23 protein-coding genes are annotated in these 19,838 nt (G+C 62.6%); 11 read left to right on the top strand and 12 right to left on the bottom strand.

Annotated elements, in window-relative coordinates; genetic code table 11:
- The first annotated feature begins 153 nt into the window (after positions 1-153).
- Positions 154-1,260, top strand: coding sequence for a ferrochelatase (hemH, locus tag ACMGFL_RS05770; protein WP_436934584.1), 1,107 nt, complete (start codon positions 154-156; stop codon positions 1,258-1,260).
- A 1-nt stretch (position 1,261) separates the two neighbouring features.
- Positions 1,262-2,551, top strand: a complete 1,290-nt coding sequence (gene hemG / locus ACMGFL_RS05765) for a protoporphyrinogen oxidase (RefSeq protein WP_436934583.1) — start codon at positions 1,262-1,264, stop codon at positions 2,549-2,551.
- A gap of 21 nt (positions 2,552-2,572) precedes the next feature.
- On the opposite strand, the gene ACMGFL_RS05760 is transcribed toward hemG, so the two are convergent.
- Positions 2,573-3,484 carry an AEC family transporter gene (locus tag ACMGFL_RS05760; protein ID WP_436934582.1) on the bottom strand — a complete coding sequence of 304 codons (912 nt, stop codon included), beginning with the start codon at positions 3,482-3,484 and terminating at the stop codon, positions 2,573-2,575.
- A gap of 7 nt (positions 3,485-3,491) precedes the next feature.
- Positions 3,492-4,499 carry a uroporphyrinogen decarboxylase gene (hemE, locus tag ACMGFL_RS05755; RefSeq protein ID WP_436934581.1) on the bottom strand — a complete coding sequence of 336 codons (1,008 nt, stop codon included), beginning with the start codon at positions 4,497-4,499 and terminating at the stop codon, positions 3,492-3,494.
- Positions 4,500-4,589: 90 nt separating this feature from the next.
- Here hemE and ACMGFL_RS05750 point away from each other — a divergent pair, with 90 nt between their 5' ends.
- The 4 genes from ACMGFL_RS05750 (at position 4,590) to ACMGFL_RS05735 (ending at position 7,785) form a co-directional block, all read left to right on the top strand.
- The gene (locus ACMGFL_RS05750; RefSeq protein ID WP_436934580.1) at positions 4,590-5,231 is read left to right on the top strand and encodes an adenylate kinase; all 642 of its coding nucleotides are present in this window, start codon (positions 4,590-4,592) and stop codon (positions 5,229-5,231) included.
- Positions 5,232-5,312: 81 nt separating this feature from the next.
- A complete protein-coding gene (locus ACMGFL_RS05745; RefSeq protein WP_436934579.1) occupies positions 5,313-6,197 on the top strand; it encodes a DUF106 domain-containing protein in 885 nt (294 codons plus the stop codon).
- Between the two features lie 78 nt (positions 6,198-6,275).
- The gene (gene cmk, locus ACMGFL_RS05740) at positions 6,276-6,857 is read left to right on the top strand and encodes a (d)CMP kinase (RefSeq protein ID WP_436934578.1); all 582 of its coding nucleotides are present in this window, start codon (positions 6,276-6,278) and stop codon (positions 6,855-6,857) included.
- Position 6,858: 1 nt separating this feature from the next.
- Positions 6,859-7,785, top strand: coding sequence for an RNA-guided pseudouridylation complex pseudouridine synthase subunit Cbf5 (locus ACMGFL_RS05735; protein ID WP_436934577.1), 927 nt, complete (start codon positions 6,859-6,861; stop codon positions 7,783-7,785).
- Positions 7,786-7,810: 25 nt separating this feature from the next.
- Here ACMGFL_RS05735 and ACMGFL_RS05730 read toward each other — a convergent pair whose 3' ends face one another.
- The gene (locus tag ACMGFL_RS05730; RefSeq protein ID WP_436934576.1) at positions 7,811-8,098 is read right to left on the bottom strand and encodes a DUF5789 family protein; all 288 of its coding nucleotides are present in this window, start codon (positions 8,096-8,098) and stop codon (positions 7,811-7,813) included.
- A gap of 165 nt (positions 8,099-8,263) precedes the next feature.
- Between ACMGFL_RS05730 and ACMGFL_RS05725 the strand changes: the two genes are divergently transcribed.
- Positions 8,264-9,064 carry a PHP domain-containing protein gene (locus ACMGFL_RS05725; RefSeq protein ID WP_436934575.1) on the top strand — a complete coding sequence of 267 codons (801 nt, stop codon included), beginning with the start codon at positions 8,264-8,266 and terminating at the stop codon, positions 9,062-9,064.
- Between the two features lie 71 nt (positions 9,065-9,135).
- Complete coding sequence (locus ACMGFL_RS05720; protein WP_436934574.1) at positions 9,136-9,300, top strand: DUF6757 family protein; 165 nt, start codon at positions 9,136-9,138, stop codon at positions 9,298-9,300.
- Positions 9,301-9,587: 287 nt separating this feature from the next.
- On the opposite strand, the gene ACMGFL_RS05715 is transcribed toward ACMGFL_RS05720, so the two are convergent.
- Positions 9,588-9,947 (bottom strand): hypothetical protein, encoded by a 360-nt coding sequence (locus tag ACMGFL_RS05715; RefSeq protein WP_436934573.1) that lies wholly within the window; start codon positions 9,945-9,947, stop codon positions 9,588-9,590.
- A gap of 166 nt (positions 9,948-10,113) precedes the next feature.
- On the opposite strand from ACMGFL_RS05715, the gene ACMGFL_RS05710 reads away from it, so the two are divergent.
- On the top strand, positions 10,114-10,335 hold the full coding sequence (locus ACMGFL_RS05710) for a hypothetical protein (protein ID WP_436934572.1): 222 nt from the start codon (positions 10,114-10,116) through the stop codon (positions 10,333-10,335).
- Between the two features lies 1 nt (position 10,336).
- Here the strand turns inward: ACMGFL_RS05710 and ACMGFL_RS05705 are convergent, their stop codons facing one another.
- From ACMGFL_RS05705 to ACMGFL_RS05670, 8 genes are all read right to left on the bottom strand, one after another.
- Positions 10,337-10,558: a DUF8119 family protein gene (locus ACMGFL_RS05705; protein WP_436934571.1), complete on the bottom strand. Its 222-nt coding sequence runs from the start codon at positions 10,556-10,558 to the stop codon at positions 10,337-10,339.
- A gap of 54 nt (positions 10,559-10,612) precedes the next feature.
- On the bottom strand, positions 10,613-11,077 hold the full coding sequence (locus ACMGFL_RS05700; protein ID WP_436934570.1) for a universal stress protein: 465 nt from the start codon (positions 11,075-11,077) through the stop codon (positions 10,613-10,615).
- 2 nt (positions 11,078-11,079) lie between these two features.
- Positions 11,080-12,933 carry a VC_2705 family sodium/solute symporter gene (locus ACMGFL_RS05695; protein WP_436934569.1) on the bottom strand — a complete coding sequence of 618 codons (1,854 nt, stop codon included), beginning with the start codon at positions 12,931-12,933 and terminating at the stop codon, positions 11,080-11,082.
- The gene (locus tag ACMGFL_RS05690) at positions 12,930-13,355 is read right to left on the bottom strand and encodes a DUF4212 domain-containing protein (RefSeq protein ID WP_436936421.1); all 426 of its coding nucleotides are present in this window, start codon (positions 13,353-13,355) and stop codon (positions 12,930-12,932) included. Before ACMGFL_RS05690 ends, ACMGFL_RS05695 begins: the two co-directional genes overlap by 4 nt.
- 193 nt (positions 13,356-13,548) lie before the next feature.
- Positions 13,549-15,525, bottom strand: a complete 1,977-nt coding sequence (acs, locus tag ACMGFL_RS05685; RefSeq protein ID WP_436934568.1) for an acetate--CoA ligase — start codon at positions 15,523-15,525, stop codon at positions 13,549-13,551.
- A gap of 126 nt (positions 15,526-15,651) precedes the next feature.
- Positions 15,652-17,370, bottom strand: a complete 1,719-nt coding sequence (locus ACMGFL_RS05680) for a bacterio-opsin activator domain-containing protein (protein WP_436934567.1) — start codon at positions 17,368-17,370, stop codon at positions 15,652-15,654.
- A 251-nt stretch (positions 17,371-17,621) separates the two neighbouring features.
- Entirely contained in the window at positions 17,622-17,828 is a 207-nt protein-coding gene (locus ACMGFL_RS05675; RefSeq protein ID WP_436934566.1) for a hypothetical protein, read from the bottom strand.
- Positions 17,829-17,886: 58 nt separating this feature from the next.
- The gene (locus ACMGFL_RS05670; protein WP_436934565.1) at positions 17,887-18,603 is read right to left on the bottom strand and encodes a type 1 glutamine amidotransferase; all 717 of its coding nucleotides are present in this window, start codon (positions 18,601-18,603) and stop codon (positions 17,887-17,889) included.
- 119 nt (positions 18,604-18,722) lie between these two features.
- Between ACMGFL_RS05670 and ACMGFL_RS05665 the strand changes: the two genes are divergently transcribed.
- Entirely contained in the window at positions 18,723-19,352 is a 630-nt protein-coding gene (locus ACMGFL_RS05665; RefSeq protein ID WP_436934564.1) for a rhomboid family intramembrane serine protease, read from the top strand.
- 25 nt (positions 19,353-19,377) lie between these two features.
- Positions 19,378-19,821 (top strand): DUF7382 domain-containing protein, encoded by a 444-nt coding sequence (locus ACMGFL_RS05660; RefSeq protein ID WP_436934563.1) that lies wholly within the window; start codon positions 19,378-19,380, stop codon positions 19,819-19,821.
- Positions 19,822-19,838: the final 17 nt, after the last annotated feature.

Genomic DNA, 19,838 nt, shown 5'->3' with positions numbered 1-19,838 from the left:
GTCGAGACCACCATCAGTGTCGCTGGGTGAGACTGATACTGTCGGCTGTACGTGCGTACGAATATTCGTCACCCCAGTGGTGAAGTATGTTCGAGATGGTACAGCCGACAGTATGAACGACAGACCTACCTGTCCCCAGTCCAACCGGCGGGTATGAGTACGGGGCTTGTCATGCTGAACTTCGGCGAACCAGCCGAACCGGACAGGGAAGCGGTCGTCGACTATCTCGAACGAATCTTCTACGCGAACGCCGACCTCGAAGACGCAGACACCGAGGAGGAACGCCGAGAGCGCGCCCGACAGCTCGCACAGCGACGCGCACCGGCGCTCATCGAGGAGTACGGCGAGATTGGCGGGTCACCGCTAAACCCACAGTCCGAGCGGCAGGCCGAGATGGCCGAAGCAGAACTGAGAGAACGGGGCTACAACGTGACCACTTACGTGGGCATGCAGTACACCGAGCCGTTCATCGAAGACGCTGTCGAACACGCCCGAGCGGATGGGATGGACAGGCTCGTCGGCTTTCCTGTCTACCCGCTCTGTGGCCCCTCGACGAACGTCATCTCGCTCGACGAACTCGACGAGGCAGTCGCAGAGAGTGACTGGAGCGGACCAGTACAGGGGATCACCGGCTGGCATCGACACCCGACGTACAACCGCGTCCGCGCGGACAACATCGCAGCGTTCGCTGATGCGGAGGGCGTCGACCTGACCGCAGCGGAGACGACGCTCGTCTTCTCGGCGCATGGTACCCCACAGCACTATCTGGAAGAGGGAAGTCGGTACGAAATCTACGTCGAGGAGTGGTGTTCCGCGATGGCAGGTATGCTCGGCGTCGAGGACTACCGGATCGGCTACCAGAACCACGAGAACCGCGACATCCCGTGGACGGAACCAGAAGTCGAGGACCTGATCGAGGAGGTAGACGCCGAGCGCGTCGTCGTCGAACCGGTCAGCTTCCTGCACGAACAGAGCGAGACGCTCTCCGAACTGGACATCGAACTCGCGGAGGAGGCGGCCGACGAGGGACTCGACTTCCATCGAGTGCCGATCCCGCACGACGACGAGCGGCTCGGTGGCGTGTTCGCGGACCTCGTCGAGCCGTTTCTCGCTGACATCGACCCAGAGTACTACCAGTACCGGCAGTGTCAGTGCCGCGACGAACCGGGGACGATGTGTCTGAACGCGCCACAGACATCGCCGGACGCAACAGAGCCGAGCGCGACAGACGCAGCCGCTCAGACTGGTCGCGACGACTGACATGGACGTCGCAATCGTCGGCGGCGGGATCACCGGACTCGCCCTGACACACCACCTCGCGAAGCGGGACATCGAGAGCGTCACCTTCGAGAGCGAGGACCAGCCGGGCGGCGTGATCCGCTCCCGAACGGTCGAGGGCCACACCGTCGAAGTCGGGCCACAGCGGATGCGCCGCACGCCCGGCGTCGACGAACTCATCGAGGCGGCCGGACTCGAAGCCGACGCCATCGAGGCCGAAGACGGAGCGCTGTTCGTCTACTCGCGGGGGAAACTCCGAGAAGCGCCGATGGAGACGGATATCTTTCTCCGGACGAGTCTGCTCTCCTGGCGCGGAAAGCTCCGGATGCTGGCCGAACCGCTGACGAGAGCGGGGATGCCCGAGGAGACGGCCGCGGAACTGTTCACCCGGAAGTTCGGCCGGGAGGCATACGAGCGCTTCATCGGGCCGCTGTACGGCGGCATCTACGGCTCAGACCCGGCCGAGATGCCAGCGGCGTATGCGCTGTCTGGCTTGCTCGAACGCGAACAGGAGGAGGGGAGTCTCCTGCGGGCGTTCCGCAAGCGCGTCGCTGGGGGGAGTTCGGCACCGCCGCTCTCGTTCGAGGACGGCAATCAACAACTGCCCCGGGGTATCTACGAGCAGTACAGGTCACGGGTCCACCTCGACACGCCCGTCACCGACATTCGTCGACCGGACAGTTCGTCGGTTGACGGCTCTGACGAGGACAGTCCCGGATACGTCGTGGAAACGCCGGACGGGGCGCACGAGGTCAACCACGTCGTCGTGACGACGCCAGCCTTTGTCACCGCGGATCTGCTCTCTGGCGTCGCGGAGGGTGCGGACGGACTCGCAGAACTCACCTACAACCCGCTCGCGCTCGTGCATCTCGAATCCGACGCCGACCGCAAGGGCTTTGGCTATCAGGTCGCGCTGGACGAATCGTTGCACACGCTCGGTGCGTCCTGGAACGCGAGCATGTTCGACCGCGATGGGCTGTACACCGTCTTTCTCGGCGGCATGCACGAACCCGAGATGATCGACCGGACAGACGAGGAAATCGGCGAGATAGCGGCAAGCGAGTTCGAGCAGGTGATGGGGGCAAACGCACGAGTGCTCAACGTCGAGACCAGAGCGCGGTGGTTCCCGGCGTACGACCGCTCGTGGGCAAATCTCGACGCCTTCGAGACGCCGCCGGGGATCCACGTCGCGACGAACTACACCGCACGCATGGGCATCCCGAGCAGAGTGTGCGAAGCGCGCGAGGTAGCAGAACGGCTGGCCGACCTGTGAACATCCGAGACGGGCAGTCCGCTACGCCGTGACGAGGGTAATCAGCACGAACAGCGTCGCCACCGAGACGAGCGTCGTGAGAAAGACGTTGAGCGAGGCGAAGTTTCGGTCGCCGCCGAGTTCGGCCGAGAACACGTAGGTGGAGACGGCAGTCGGCATCCCGAGCATCACGACCACCGCGGTGAACGTCGGTGTTCCGACCTGCAGCATCGAGAACACGACCCAGGCGAACGCGGGCATGACGGCGAGTTTGAGCGCGACGACGGTTCCGCTCTCCCGATAGTCGATGGACGCTGCGCTCGACTGGAGCGAGGCCCCGACGACGAGCAGCGCGAGCGGAAACGCGAGCGCGGCGATCACGTCGAGACCGGCGGTGACTGGCGAAGCGACTTCGATGCCAGCAGTTCCGACCACGATGCCAGCGATCAGCGTCAGCAGGACTGGGTTTTTGACCAGTTCCACGACTCGGGCCGCCCATCGCGTGTCCGCGCCGGTAATCGTCGTCAACAGAGTCACCGTGATCGGAACCTGCACGAGCGACCCGATACCGAGAATGACGCTCGCGATTGCAGTCACGTCGGCGTCGAACGTCGCAGCGACGAGCGGAAGCCCAAGATAGCCGAGATTCGAGTGGTAGGACTGCACGAGTGCGACGCTTTTTCGGTCCGGGGAGTTCCAGCGGGTGGTGATCACGTACGCGGTTCCTGCCGTCAGTAAGAGAACGCCGACCACGCCACCGAACAGTTGGGGGGTGAGGATAGCGACGATGTTCTGGTCGTACATCGCCGTGAAGACCAGTGCCGGGAGCGCCACGTAGTACGTGACCGCGTTGAGCGTCGCAGTCCGACGCCGGTCGAGAATTCCGCTGCGGCGCAGTCCAGTCCCGAACAGCAGGACAGCAAGCATCCCGAGCAACCGGATAGTGACGTCCATCTCCGCGTTATCGCTCGACCGATTTGGCCGTCTCGACGAAGGCTTCGACGGATTCGACCGGCGTGTCCTTGTTGACGCCGTGGCCGAGGTTCAGAATGTGACCGTCGGGTCCGGCCGCGTCGATTATCTCCCGGGTTCGCTCGCGGACAAAGTCGGGGTCGCCGAACAGATACGACGGGTCGAGGTTGCCCTGCACGGGCAGGCCACCGAGTTGGTCGCGGGCCTCGCCCATCTCGACGGTCCAGTCGAGTCCGATGACGTCTGCCCCGCTCTCTCTGAGCAGGTCCAGTCGGCCGCCCATCCGCCGAACGAAGATGATCGAGGGGGCGTTCAGGTCGTCGAGAATCTCCCGGTGCAGTGGGAGCAGAAACTCACGGTAGTCCGCTTCGGTCAGCGTCCCCGCGTAGGTGTCGAACAACTGGACGGCGTCGGCACCGTTACCGATCTGGAATTCGAGGTAGTCCCGCACCACGTCCGCAAACGAAGCAAGCAGCGTCCGGAACGCCTCGGGATGACGAGCGCGCAACTTCCGGAGGGGCATGTTCGTCCGACTCGGGCCACCTGCGACGGCATACGACGCGAGGGTGAAGGGGCCACCGGCGAAGCCGATGATCGCGGTGTCGTCGCCGATCCGTCGGTTCAGACCGACGAGCAACTCACCGACGTAGTCGAGTTCCTGCGCCACGTCGCCGTGTGACCGGTCGACGTCGTCGGGACCGGAGACGGGGTTTTCGACGACGGGGCCGACACCGCTCTCGATGTGATAGGAGAAGCCGAGCGGTTCGAGCACGGTCAGAATGTCCGAGAACATCACCAGCCCGTCGGGGCGGTAGTACTTCCACGGGAGCATAGTTATCTCCTCGGCAATCTCGGGCGTCTTGATGGCTTCGAGAAAGCTGTACTCCTCCCGGATCTCGCGATACTCTGGGATGTGTCGCCCGGCCTGTCGCATCAGCCAGACTGGAGGGCGTTCGGTGTGTTCTCCGCGTGCTGCACGGACGAGGAGATGGTCCATTACGCGGAGATTGGACGAGTCGACAGTAAGCGCTTGTGATGTGGGATCCGTTTGGACAGCCATTTAACTGGTGACGTAAAACTCCGAGATATGGCAACACCACAGATCGTAATCATCGGACCGCCAGGGGCAGGCAAAGGGACCCAGAGTAGCAACATCGAGGAAGAGTACGGCGTCGAGCACATCACGACGGGTGATGCGCTTCGGTCGAACAAGGACATGGACATCAGCTATCTCGACACTGAACACGACACGCCACGGGCGTACATGGAGGCTGGCGAACTCGTCCCGGACGTTGTGGTCAACGAAATCGTCGCGGAGGCGCTGTCTGCGGCCGACGGGTTCATACTCGATGGCTACCCGCGAAACCTCGAACAGGCGACCGAACTCGAAGAGATGACCGATCTGGATATGGTCCTCTCGCTCGACGTGAGCCGCGAGGAACTGATCCGGCGGCTGACCGGCCGCCGCGTCGACCCCGAGACGGGCGACATCTACCACACCGAGTTCAACATGCCCGACGACGAGGAAGTCCAGGAGCGACTGGAACAGCGCGACGACGATAGCCGCGAGGCGGTCGAGCGCCGACTCGACGTGTTCGAGGACACCACCGCGCCGGTCGTCGAACACTACCGCGACTACGAGGGCTTTGTCGAAATCGACGGCGAACAGCACCCCGAGGACGTGTGGGACGAGATCAAGAAAGCGATCGACGCACACATCGATGACTGACCAAGCAGCGGGCGCAAGCGACCGGAATCGGGACAGGAGGAGTAAAAGCTTCATTAGCACGCGCGACAGTACCTATCAGTAATGCCGCGTACCGCACAGAAAGTAGACGACCTCGCCGACGAGGGCGAACACATGACAGACGCTCTCGTCGCGGTGCTCGACGTGGCCGAGGAGGAAGGAACGGTCACGTGGAGCGACGTGAGCGACGAACTGACGACCGGCGAGTGGGGTCGCCTCATCGAGAAAGGGCTGCTCGTGGACGCTGGCGGCGAAGGGTTCGTCGTAAACGACCCCGACGCCGTGCGCGAAGCGCTCGGGGAAGCCGATCCAACGAGTGACAGCGACCAGGACACCTCGTGGACGACCTACGACAAGATGGCCGGACTGACCGTGCTCGGTATCTTCGTCGGCTACTGGCTTCCCTCGGCCCGTGCCGTGATTGCCGGGACGGTCGACATCGTCTTTGGCCCCATCGAGGCGTTTCTCCCCTTCTATCTCGTCATCCTCGTGTTGGCCCTGCTCACGGGGCTGTTCTCCTCGATCATCCAGGACAACCTCATGAACATGGAGGTGATGGGCGATTACAAGGAGAAAAGCGAGGAGCTGAAAGAGCGCCGCAAGCGAGCGAAAGAGCGCGGTGACGACGAGGAGCTCGAACGTATCCAGGAGGAGCAAATGGAGATGATGTCGGAGAATCTCGGGATGTTCAAAGCCCAGATCCGACCGATGGTCTGGATCATGCTGTTGACCATCCCGGTCTTCCTCTGGATGTACTGGGTCGTGCGCGACTTGGGCGTAACGGCCTCCTCGACGGTCATCGTGATGCCCTTCGTCGGTGAGATCAGCGACTGGCAGGCGGGACTGGTCGGACCGATGGAAGCGTGGCTCGTCTGGTATTTCATCTGCTCGCTGGCCTTCACCCAGATCATGCGGAAATCGCTGAACGTGCAGACCTCACCGTCCTGACGTTCCGGTAACGTCGCCCTTCTCGGTCCGCCGACCCGGACACGTAACCTCTTTTAGCGCGACACACGCAGGTATGGTATGTTGATAACCGTCTCCGGCCCCGCCGGGAGCGGCAAGAGCACGCTCGCGGGGGCCCTTTCGGACCGACTCTCCTACGAACACGTCTCCGGGGGAGACATCTTCAGAGAGATTGCAGACGAGCGCGGTCTGACGCCGCTCGAACTGAACCGACTGGCGGAGGAAGACGACCAGATCGACCGCGACCTCGATCGCCGTCTTCGCTCGCTCGCTCGTGACAGCGACGACCTCGTGCTCGAATCGCGACTCGCCGGGTGGATGGCTGGCGACTACGCCGATATCCGCATCTGGCTCGACGCGCCGCTGTCGGTTCGCGCAGCCCGGATCGCAGACCGTGAGGACAAGCCGACCGAGCAGGCTCGCGAGGAGACACAGGCACGTGCCGAAAGCGAGGCGCTGCGGTACGAGCAGTACTACGGCATCGACATCGACGACCTGTCCATATACGACCTCGTCGTCAACACCGCCCGCTGGAGTCCCGAGGACGTCCAGTCACTCGCGGTGACCGCCGTCACCTCCTACGACGAAGCCGACGACGAGGGACAGACGCCCGTCACCGGCGTCGACTACGAGTTCGAGTGAGATGGTCGCCCGTTCCCCTCCCGGTGAGCGCTCGCCCGCTGAACTGCTCACCTTCGGCGTCGTCAACCTCGACAAACCGCCCGGACCCTCGGCACATCAGGTCGCAGACTGGGTGGGCGACATGGTCGACGACGCGCTCGCGGAGGCAGGAAGCGACCGCCGCGCAGAGCGGGTTGCACACACGGGAACGCTGGATCCGAAGGTGACTGGGTCCCTGCCCCTACTGCTCGGTGACGCGACCAGACTCGCGCAGGTCTTCGACGAGAGCGAAAAGGAGTACGTCGCCGTGCTCGAACTGCAAGGCCCCGCGCCGTCAGATTTCGCAGCTATCGTCGCCGAATTCGAGGGGGAACTCTACCAGAAGCCGCCGCGAAAGAGCGCGGTCGCACGGCGGCTGCGAACACGGACGGTGTTCGATCTGGACGTCCTCGAACGCGAGGACCGGCGCGCCTTGCTTCGTGTTCGCTGTGAAGCCGGGACCTACATCCGGAAGCTCTGTCACGATATCGGCCTCGCGCTCGGGACGGGCGCACACATGGGGGACCTCCGCCGGACGATGACGGGGACGTTCGACGACACGACGCTCGTGACGATGGAGGAGTTGGCCGACGCACTCGCGTTCTGGGTGGAGGACGGCGACGAGAGACCGCTCCGGGAGATTGTCCAGCCTGCGGAGCACGCGCTCCGGACCATCCCACAGGTACAGATCGCACCGAGTGCCGTAGACGAAGTCGCACACGGCGCACCCGTGTACGCGCCGGGCGTCATCGGGACTGCACCGGCAGAACTCGGAGGGCGTGAACCGACACGCGGAGACCCGGTCGTCTGTTACACGCCCGACGGCTCCGCGGTCTGTCTCGGTGAACTCGTCGGTGACCCCGACGCAGATACAGGTGTCGTCGTGGCTCTGGAACGAGTTCTCGTCTGAGAAGTTCCCCGTTTTCGACTGTACGCTACAACGACACTGGCTCGTGTCCCTCCTCGCCGGGACAGGTCGGGTCGCGGTCACTGTACCCCTTCCGGCCGATTGCCTCCTCCCCGAGCACCCCGTAGATGGTCATCATAGCGTCCTCCTGAGTTTCCAACTCCTCACCGGGCAGACGACCCAGCACTTCCCCGAGCGTCGTCGACCCGTTCGGGAACTGAATCTCCACGTTCCCGTGTGCGTCGATGAGTTGCCCGGTCGTGGTCGGGAAGGTGTGGGTCTCGAACGACTCGACTGCCTCTCTTGTGAACCTCATATCCCGACGTTACCGTGGACGGGTATAAATGTAACTATCTTTCATTATAAATTGTTCTAGGACGAGTTCTTCACAATCAATAATGTAGTATCGGTATAGGTGAGGGGATGTGTATAAGGCACACGCGGTCGGAGGGCACAAGCGCCTCCGTGGCGAAGGGGCGGTATGGTCGTCGCAGACCTGCACGTGCACACGACAGCCTCGGACGGGACACTGACGGTATCGGAGGTGCCAGCGGCTGCACGGCAGGCCGGGCTGGAGGTGGTCGCGATAACGGACCACGATAGACCCCACCCGGAGCTACAGGAGCCAGTGAGCGACCACGGGGCAACTCCGTCAGGAGACACCACTGACGTCACCGTCGTCCACGGCATCGAGTTGCGCGTGGCGACGGAACGGCAGCGAGTCGACCTGCTCGGCTACGGACTGAAGCGCACGCCACGACTGGAGAGGCTCGCCGACCGCCTGCAGACGAATCGAATCGAGCGCGCTCACGAAATTATCGACTGCGTCGAACGCCGAACCGGTGTGAAACTGGACCTCCCGGTCGAGTCAGGGGTCGGACGACCGCATATCGCCAGATCAATCGCCGAAAGCGACGCCCCCTACGGCTACCAGGAGGCGTTCGATTCCCTTATCGGGAACGACTGCACCTGTTACGTGCCGCGAGAGATACCCTCCTTCGAGACTGGTGTCGAAGTGCTCTCGGAGGCGTGTTCTGTGGTCACACTCGCGCACCCGTTTCGATACGGCGACCCCGAGCAGGCGCTCGAATACTGTGACAGACTCGACGCGGTCGAGTACTACTATCCGTACGACCACACCGTCGACGAATCCATCCTCGACCGGGCCGTCGACGAGTTCGACCTGCTCAGGGTCGGCGGAAGCGACGCCCATGACCGTCAACTCGGGCGTGCTGGCCTCGGTGTGGGAGAATCTGAGCGATTCGTGGCTCAACTCCGATGACGTCACTTCCGAAACCGGCAACTCGGGGCGGAGTCGCAGGGTTCAATGTAGTTGGCCGCGTAGAACTCGGTATGGAATGCCACTACTGTGACTCGGACGCGGAGATCACCGTCGAGAAGGACGGGGTTCGCGTCGGCGTCTGCAAGACCCACTTCCGCGAGCAGATGGAACAACTCGCGGACGAGGACTGGGTCGAAGACCTAGAAGAGCAACTGGACGTCGAGCGAACCGACTGAACCCTGATTCCGGACCCCCGTTCTTCTCGTTTTCTCTGTGCTCGAAGCGATTAGGGTCCTCTTGAATTTTTGTCGACTCGCGCTTTCTCGTTCCAGTCATTCGTTCGAGTTTCGTACTCTGTCGAAGCCCTCAATCGATGGCAGGTTTCCGAAGTCCTGCCCAATACAGAGCGCGAGTGTTGCACTCTGTGGCGTATGAGCGGGTGGAATTTATAACTCAGCACAGAGGCGAAAAAGCAGTATTCGGACTCACCACCTAGAATAGTGACGATACAGTTCCGGCCGTGTCAGGGGGCCAGGACGGGGTCGCTACCATCTTGGAATTCTTCGTCATCGTTACCATCGAAGAAGCTGTCAGGGAACGATACTTTTCCGTCAAATGCCTTCTTGGCCTTGAGGAACCGGTCTTCAGGTGCTGCATCGTTTGCTGCAGTGTTACCCGGCCCTATTTTTTCATCAAAGAAGGAATCTGGGAACTGAACGTTGTCACCAGGCATTACCCACTTCTTTTCGTTCCCATCCATTTGGTCGGGGTCGGTGACGGTGACCTTGTCACCCGGTGCGGCCACGGCGGGAGCAGCCATCATCGAGAGTGCAACCGTCAGAACAACGGCAAACACCGTTAATCGGATAGTAATGTTTAGCATTACTCTAATTACTTGAATATAATAGATGATAACCTAGTAGTAAAGTAAGTTAGCACTGCTCACAGTATCCTTCTCACTCCTCGTCCGCTTCCGTCGACCGGTGACGGTATTAGACATGACTCGGGGGAGAGCCTTTACATCCGCTGGATACCCATCTCACGGCGTGATGACTGACGGCGACAGCGAAAGGGCGGGGTTCGGTGAGACGTACGGAGTTCCGATCACCGGACTGCTCGCTCTGTTGTTTGCGGTACTTGCAGGTGCGACCGCGTATCCGGCGGTGACGTCGGGGTCGCTCGGCTCCGTCGCGTTCCCGGTCATCTTCGGTCTCGCGAGTCTCCTCTGTGTTCGGCTCCGACAGCGCTACGCCGAGTCGACGGCGGAGTGACCTACTCCACCTGTCTGGCGAGTTCGAGTGACCAGAAAAAGCCGAAGTACGCGGGAATCCCAGCGATGAGGAACATGTACCGCGCCCACGTCGGCGCGCCGACGAAGACGACGTCGAACAGAATCGAGACCAGACCGACCCAGACGACGGCGAACATCAGGTCGTACAGCATCCCCGACCGGTGTTCGCGGACGTGCTGCTGGAGGCGGTCCGCGAGGGTCATCGGCGTTCTCGTCGACTTGATGGTGGTGAGGGTGTCATGCGAGAGTAGGCGAGACTACGACTCCGCTCCCTGTGCGTCGACCACGAGGACGGGGACGTGCGTCGAGCGGAGCGTCCGCTCGGTGACACTCCCCAACAAGGCCCGGCGGACGCCCGAACGGCCGTGACTTCCCATCACGATGAGGTCGATGTCGTTGTCTTCGGCGTAGTCCGCGATCATGTCGTGAGGGCGGCCACCGGCGTGGTGCTCGACGGCCTCGATCCCCTCCATGTCAGCGAGGTCGGCGACGTGGCCGGTCGCCGCCTCCGCCTTCTCACGGAGTTCGGTCATGCCAGCAAAGTTCCCCTGCTGGATCCGGTCGACCTGTTCGGCGCCGAGACTGTAGGCGATTGCGTCAGTATCGGCGACGAAGAGCGCGTGCAGTTCGGCGTCGTACTTCGTCGCGAGGTCGAGCGCGTGGTCGACTGCCGCCTCGGCGACGTCGCTTCCATCGGTCGGGACGAGTATGCGTTCGTACATGGTCAGGTCTCCACTGTATCGTTGTCCGTAGTCACTCGGTCGTCGTCATCCTGTTGCTCGCCAGTCGGCTGACCGCCGTCAGTGCGCGTCCGATCGGCGTCAACGGACTGACCGCCATCGGTGCGCGTCCGATCGGTGTCGGCAGACTGACCGCCGTCGGTCGCGGCGTCTCTGGCGTTCAGTTTCCGTTCGACGACTTCGGCGGCGGTCGCGTCCTGGCTCATCGGCTCAGGGCTGTGACACTGCCGCACCATCATCTTCGTCTTCTCCGGCGGTTCGTCGGTGACAATCGAAACGACCACCATGGTGACGATCACGACCGGCATCGCGATGAGCGCCGACCCGGTGGCTGGCATCCACTGGGTGAGGAATTCGATGCCGATCCCCTCGCCACCGTTGACGATGCCGAAGTTGCCCTCGTTTATCATCGGGATGAACCACAGGACGAGTCCGAGTACCATGCCCGTGAGCGCGCCCTGCCGGTTGGCGTTTTCCCACCACAGCCCGACGAAAAACATCGGGAACAGCACGGTCGCGGCCAACGAGAACGCGTAGCTGACAAGCGCGGCGATAGGCTGCTGGGGGTCGAGCGCAGCGAGTGTCGTGAGCGCGCCGAGCGCGACGATGCTCAGACGACCGACGACCATCTGTTGGCGTTGAGTCGCTTCGGGGTTGATGATGTTCGCGTAGATGTCGTGTGAGATGGCCGACGAACCCGCAATGAACAGTCCGGCGGTCGTCGCAACTGCAGCGGCGATGCCACCCGCCGCGACGAGGCCGACGAGCCACGTCGGCAGATTGGCCAACTGGGCCGCCAACACGACGATCACGTCGCCCGCCGCGTCAGTCATGCCCGGGTCACCGTAGGTCGGCGCGACGTTCTCGGTGTACAGATGCGTGCCGAAGGCGGCGAACGCGGGCGCACTCAGATACAACAGGCAGATGAAAAACAGCCCCCAGGTACACGACCAGCGCGCGATGCGCTCGTTCTCGACGGTGTAAAACCGCACCAGCACGTGCGGAAGCCCGCAGGTGCCAAACACCAGCGAGAAACACGTCGCGACCCAGAGGTAGTAGCTCCCGCCCGCGAAGGGCGCCGAGAACTCGTTGCCCAGTTCGCTGATCAGTTGTCCGTACTCAAGTTGCGGGAGCACAGTCGAGAACCCGGCCGCCCAGCCAGTCGCGAGCAGGCCGATCAGAAACGCCGCGATCAAGATGATATACTGCAGCGCCATGTTCTTGGTCGCGCCAAGCATCCCCGACAGCGCCAGATAGCCGACGGTGACGACCATGAACAGCACCATCATCGACTGGTAGGCAGTCAGGCCCGGGACGCCGAGGTCACCGAGCATGTACATCCCGACCAGCCCCATCCCGCGGGCCTGTCCGATGGCGTAGACGAAGCCGATCAGAAACGTCGTCACGGCCGCGATTGCGCGTGCGGCGTCGGAGTTGAAGCGGTCGCCGACGAAATCCGGCGCGGTGTACTTCCCGAACCGGCGCATCTGTGCGGCGAGAAAGATTAGCAGGATGAAATATCCGGTCGTCCAGCCGACGGTGAACGCCAGCCCGTAGACGCCAGCCGTCGCGATCAGTGCAGCCATCCCGAGATACGAGGCGGCTGACATCCAGTTCGCACCGATCGCCATGCCGTTTTCGACGTTCCCGATCGAGCGGCCAGCGACCCACATGTCGTCGGTGTCGGCGACCTTGAAGACGAGTCCGACGGCCAGAAACAGCGCCATCATCGCGATGACGATGATCGCCGGGAGAAGCTTAAAGGAGATGTCGAGTCCCTCTGGGAGCAGCGCTTCCGACTCCAGGACGACGCCGCTCGCGAGCAGCGCCGCGTTCATTCGCGAGTACCCCCGTCAGTGGCCGCCACGCTCTCGTCTGCCGTCTCGGCGGTCGCCGTCCCGCCCGAGACGCCCTGTTCGATGCCGTACTTTCTGTCGATCTGGTCGCGCTTGCGGGCGTACCACACCGACAGCAACAGCGCCGCAGACGGGCTTCCGATGGCGATCAAAAAGTAGTGCAGCGGGAAGCCGATCATCGGCATCGTCGAGGTCATCACGTCCGGCGCGAGACGAGTCAGCGTGATCGGGCCGAAGGTCGTACACGTCCAGACGATGGCGCCGATCCAGATTACCTTCAGGTGGTCTCGCATGAACGGCGTTGCCGGGCGAAGGAGGTTTATCTCAACGTCGAGGTAGTCGATCTCTCGCTCGCGCTCGACGTCGCTCATACTCTCAGCCGCCGGTGCATCATCCTCAGTCATCGTCTCACCGCCGTCCGTAACCGCCGCGCTGGCGGCCTGCTCGTCGACTGCCGGGTCTGACTCAGTGGTTTCAGATTCTGCGTGTGTTTCGCTCATCGTGCTGGTTTCGCTGACGTGAAATCAGTTAGTGGTGCTGTCAGTCGCCACCGGATGACCGTCGCAGGGGGTGAGTATCAGTCAGCCCCGCGGAACGTCAGTCGCCGTGAACTTTCTGCTGGATGTCGTGGACGACGTCGGGGTTCCGCAGCGTGCTCGTGTTGCCGAGTTCGTTGCCGTCGGCGATGTCTTCGAGGAGGCGACGCATGATCTTGCCCGAGCGAGTCTTCGGCAGTTCAGGTGTGAAGATGATCTGCTCTGGCCGGGCGATCGGACCGATCGCGTCCTCGACTGCCTCGATTATCTCGTCGCGCAGCGCGTCGCTTTCCTCCTGTCCGTCCTCGGTGATGACGTAGGCGTAGACCGCCTCGCCTTTGACCTCGTGGTCGCCACCGACGACGGCGGCCTCGGCGACGCCTTCGACACCGACGATAGCCGATTCGATCTCCATCGTGCCGAGGCGGTGTCCGGAGACGTTCAGCACGTCGTCGACGCGGCCGAGAACGGTGATGTAGCCGTCGTCGTCGATCTTCGCGCCGTCCTCGGGGAAGTACACCCACTGGTCACGCTCGGGGATGGAGTACTCGTCCCAGTACTCGTCGATGAAGCGCTCGTCGTTCTTGTAGAGCGTTCGCAGCATGCCGGGCCAGGGCTTGTTGATGACCAGATGGCCCGCACGACCGGCCTCGACAGGGTCGCCCGAGGGGTCGATGACATCCGCACTGATTCCCGGGAGCGGCGGCCCTGCAGAGCCGGGTTTCATGTTCGAGATGCCCGGCAGGGTCGTGATCATCATCCCGCCAGTTTCGGTCTGCCACCACGTGTCGACGACCGGGCACTCCTCGTTGCCGATGTGTTTGTAGTACCACTTCCAAGCCCGCGGGTTGATCGGTTCCCCGACAGTGCCGAGCAGACGCAGACTCGACAGGTCGTGTTGCTCTGGGTACTCCGTGCCCCACTTCATGAACGCACGAATCGCGGTCGGGGCGGTGTACAGTTGCGTCACGTCGTAGTCCTCGACGATTTCCCAGAGGCGGTCCTTGTCGGGGTAATCCGGCGTCCCCTCGTACATCACCGTCGTCGTTCCCAGCGCGAGCGGGCCGTAGACAATGTAGGAGTGCCCGGTGATCCAGCCGATGTCCGCCGAACACCAGTAGGTGTCCTCGGGTTTGACATCGAGTACTGCGTGGCTAGTCCAGGCGGCATACGAGAGATAGCCACCGGTGGTGTGTTTCACGCCCTTTGGCTTGCCGGTGGTTCCCGAGGTGTACATCAAAAACAGCATGTCCTCGGCGTCGCGGGTGACTGGGTCGACCGTCTCGCCGCTGTGTGCCTCGACGAGTTCGTCGTAATCGCGCTCCTCGGGGAGCGGGTCGATTTCCGAGTCGTCTCCCAGCCTGTCGACGACGATTGTGGTCGCGTCCTGCTCGACCTTGTCGAGTCCCTCGCGGGCCTTTTCGAGGTGCTGGAGCGGGTCGCCACGCCGGTAGTAGCCGTCGACGGTGACGAGATACTCGGAGTTCGCGGCGTTCATCCGCTCGGCGAGCGCGTCTGCCGAAAAGCCCGCGAACACGACGGCGTGTGGCGCGCCGATGCGAGCACACGCGAGCATCGCAATCGGCAGTTCGGGGATCATCGGCATGTACATCGAGACGACGTCGTCCTCCTCGACGCCCTGCTCGCGCAACGCGGCGGCAAACTCGTTTACTTCTCGGTGGAGGTCACGATACGTGTACGTACGCGTCTCCCCGAGTTCCCCGACCCACTCGATGGCTGCCTCGTCGCCGCGCTCGTCGAGATGGCGGTCGATACAGTTCTCCGCGGCGTTGAGTTTGCCGTCGACGAACCACTCGTAGAACGGTTCGTTCGAGTCGTCGAGTACCTGATCCCACTCCTCCTCCCAGTCGAGAAGGTCCGCCGCCCGTTCCCACTCGTCGGGCCAGTTTTCCTCGAAGTCGTCGTAGATCGCCGGATCCGACACGTTCGCCTGTTCGACGAAGGCTTCCGGTGGCTCGAACTCTTCCTGTTCTTCGAGCCGTGCCTCAAGCTCGACGTCGATTTCGTCATCTGACATAGCATCAGTAGATCCACAGAGTGGTCTCTTAATCCCTAGCTCTAGCTATCCCAAATGGCCGTCATTTTCCAAACGGTCGTCTGTCTCTGCCACCGTTTCGCGTCACGTCGCTGTCCGTCCCAGAACCTACTCGTCTTCGAGCAAGGACGCAAGCAACGTCTTCTGAGCTTTCCTGAGGTGGTTGTGAAGTGTCGGTGACGCGACCCCCATCGAGTCGGCGAGATCCTCTGCGGTGCTGGCCCGTGGCCACTCGAAGTAGCCAGCGTGATAGGCAGTTTCGAGAACTGCCCGCTGTTTGTCGGTGAGACGCTCCGACACGGAGTCGCGCACGTCGGGCGTTCTGGTCGTCCGTGGCTGTTCTCGCTTTCGCTGGAGGCGAACCGACGGATACTGTCGTTTCAGCGCCTCACCGAGCGACCGAACGTCGGTATCGGGCGAGACTTCACACACGAGTTGTGCCTCATCCGATTCGATCTGGAGATCGGTGACTGTGGCCCCCCGCTGGGCGAGCACGTTCGCCGGTGATCCGCGCTCCAGACACACTTCGAGTGTCCCTCCGTCGTCCTGCTGTCGGATCAGGCGCGTCTTGGTCACAGCCTCGGCGTCAGCCATCACTTCAAGTGTGCGCTCCGCAGTCGCCCCCCGCACCTCGACGAAGCAAAGGAGCGATCCGTCACCGTCCGGGACGATACCTTCGATCGACAGACGGCAATCGAGTCGAGCGGCGATGTCGATCAACGTTCCGTTGCGGTCCTGATAGGCGAAGTCCAGTTCGAGGACGGTGCTTCCAAAGAGCAACTGTTTGCGCTCGGTTGCGGTGATGGTCGCGGCGAGTCGCCGTCCGAGTGCAGTCAGCGCCGTTCGCTCGGCGTCCTCGAACGCAGCATCGGTGCGAGCCTGCACGACCAGTGTCCCGTAGCTGGTTTCACCGTGTGTCAGCGGGGCAGCAGCGAGCAACCCCCGTCCGTCGTAGCGCTCGCTCAGACCGGGACTGTCGGGCGTCACAAGAGTCTGTCCGGTCTGAAGCGCCCGTCTGACGATGCCGGTTTCCCCTGGCACGTCGAATCGGTCCGGCTGTTCGCCCGCGTGTGTCCGGACGGTTATCGAGCCGTTTCGGTCGCGCTCGGTCAGCCACGCACCTTGATACACTTCGGAGGTCAGTTCCTCACAGGCGGCCCGTTCGATAGCTTCGCGGTTTCCAGCGGCGATAATCGTCTCCTCGACGGCCTCGAACGCGTCGATCAGCCGAGAGAGGCGGCCGGGTTGTGCCTCAGTCCGGTCCAGTTGCTCGAACGACGCCGCAATCTCCTCGCGTGTCGGCTCGTCTGCAGACCTGAGTAGCCCGTCGACCCCCTCCCACCCGCCGACTGCGGCGACGACCCGCGCGTCGACACCGTGTTCGGCCAGCAACTGTCTCGCGAAATATCGCCTGAGTGTCGATGGAGTGACCGACTGGAGCGTCGCCAATCCCGTCTGCGCGGCGGCCCGTTCGCCCACCTCGCGGACGAGCATCTGAACGCGCCGACTCGTCACACTGATGACCGCCTGATCGGTGTCGATGCCGTTCGAGCGGACGTACTGCCAGAACTCGTGTGCGACCGACGAGGGGAGATATGAAGTCCGTTCCCCGCCGTCACCCTCCCGAACAGTCAGAAAGGACCGGCTCCGGTCGTCTGCGCCCGTCCCGGACACGTCTGCGGGCGTGAGTCTGACGATTTCGGCCGCACGAAGCCCTACCTCACCACACAGTCGGACGATGAGTTCCTCGCGGTGTGTTTCGGTCCCACGACGGAGTCGCTCGTACTCCCGCGTCGAGATATCCACCCCCGGCTCTATCTCACTCATTTCGGTACTCGCAAATATTGCGAAACGGAGGAATATACCTTTCGCCTCCACAGGGCCGTCTACGACTTCAGATGGGGCGGAAGTCGCAAGCGAGACACTCGTAACGAGATAGAATCGACGAATTCACGGCAAATATCGCAGAACGGGCCGATATACCGCCAATTTCGCAAATCATTAGGTGAGAGAAATCACTCGAAACGGCGACAACCGATCACAGGAATCGTCTCGGCGTGATTCGGTTCCACGAACCCCTACTCCGGAGACCACGTACAGGAATCGCCGGTCGTCAGGTCGTGTTCCGCGATATGCGCCGACAGACAGGCGTAGTTACAAAAGTAGGTCGGCGACCCACAATCGTCGGTACAGTCGCGCACACAGAGCGGGTCGTGGTCGAAAATCTGGGAGTTACAGTACGCGCACGATTCGTCCGCCGCAGGGGTGTCGATTGTCGTTGACATGTCGAGATAGACGGTCATAGTACGCGAAAGTGTTTCGCAGGAACCCACACTGAACAGTTCAGTCGTCGGCCGAGAGGCCCGCCTCGGCGTCACCGACATCGGACTGCGTCTCGACGTACTGGACGAAGTTCTCGAAGACCTGCTTTGCCTCGCATGCGGCCGCGTAGTTGTCCTCCGTGATACCGGCAAGCGCTCGCTCCATCTTCTCGTCGGGCAGGTCTTTGCCGCGTGTCACGCTCTCTGCAGTCTCCGTATCGTACTCGGGGTGGAACTGCACCGCGAAGACATCGCCCTTCTGGAAGCCGTGGATCCCGTAGTCGTTTCTCGCGATTTCGGTCGCTCCCGGCGGCAGCCGACTCACCCGATCGGAGTGGGTGGTGAAGGCAGTGAACTCCGGGTCGATGCCGTCGAACAGCGGCGACTCACCGCTGTGGGTCACCGTACGGTAGCCAATCTCGTATTCGTCCATGGCTTCGACGCCCCCGCCGAGCACGTCTGCGAGCAGTTGGTGGCCGTAACAGACGCCGAGAAATGGGAGACCGGCCTCGATAGCGTCACCGACCCAGCCTTTGAGTTCCGTGATCCACGGCTCGTCCCAGTAGACCGAGGCACGCGAGCCAGTCAGGATGACGCCGTCGAACGCGAACGTCTCGGGCAGGTCGCGCTCGGGTGCGTGATACTCCACGAGACTGGCGTCGGCCTCCCGACGGAAGTTCCGTCGAGTCTCTGCCCCCTCGTGTGCCGCGTTCAACAGGGCGATGCGCGTTCGACTCATCACCTGACATAGCCGGTCAGTACCCAAAAGGGTGTAGCTTCTGGCGAGTGCTGCCGCGCTCGCTGACGGGACAGGAGGCGGACCAAGAATCGTAAGTGTCCGACGGCCAAATCAGAGACATGGTCGAGCGGTCAGGACAGCCGGTATTCGAGTTGCTTGCAGTCTTCGTGCTGGTGTTTCTGCTCCAGTTCGTGACGGCGGTCACCGGCCTGGTCGGTGGGCTCTTTGTCCTCTCTGCCCCGCTTCTGGACCGGCCGTGGACGGTGTTCACGAGCGTGTACGCTCACGCGAACCTCAGCCATCTGGTCTCGAACGGGGTTGCACTCCTCATCTTCGGCTGGCCGATTGCTCGGTCAACCACCCGACCGCGCTTTCACGCGTTTTTCCTCCTCACAGGAGCAGCCACTGGCGTCTCACAGATCCTCCTGAGCAGCCTGCTCGCAGAGCTTCCACTTGTGGAGTTCGCGGCGACAGCGGGGGTACTCGGCGCGAGCGGTGGCGTGTTCGCGCTGCTCGGCTACCTGCTCGCGAGCAATCGTCTCTCCTCACGAGTGGGCGCGGCGCTGTCCGTCTCACGACGGGTGCAGTTCGTTGCCTTCGTCGTCATCGCTGCCCTGTTGACCGCCGCGACTGCCAGCCCCGGCGTCGCGCTTATCGCACACTTCGTCGGCCTCCTGCTGGGCTTGCTCACCGGGAAGTTCTCCATGCTCTCTGTGGACACACCAGCGACGGAGCCGGTGAAGGTTTAAGTTGGATACCGGGGCCAGAGCCCCCATGTCGTTAGGCGAACTCAGACATGACGAACGAGCCATCGAAGGGTTACCGATCAGACTCGTCATCGCACTCGTCGTCGGCGTGGCGAGTCTCGCAGTGATGATGAGCGTCATCGACGGGATGGACACGCTCGGCGTGACGGAACTCGAGACCCAGCCACAACCGGAGATAATCGAACCGGAGCCGACGAGCGTTGACGTCAACGTCGTCGACCCGGACGGGACGGCAATCGCAAACGCGACCATCGTCGCAAAGAGCGGCACGGCTCGATTGGAGTCGATAGCGACCGCCGAGACGGGCCACGACGGAGTCGCGACGCTCGAACTCGACCCGGAACTCGGGCCGAACCAGCAGGAGGGGACGGTCAAACTCGATATCAGGCCACCCGGAGGTGAATACGCCGACAAGCGCGAGAACACGGACGTGCTCGTGATCCGGGGCTGAACGACACGAGAGAAGTG

The organism is Halovenus marina, assembly GCF_051414115.1.
GTDB lineage: Archaea > Halobacteriota > Halobacteria > Halobacteriales > Haloarculaceae > Halovenus > Halovenus marina.
Note: the sequence above shows the minus strand (reverse complement) of the source record. Positions and strands in the feature narration are given on the sequence as shown.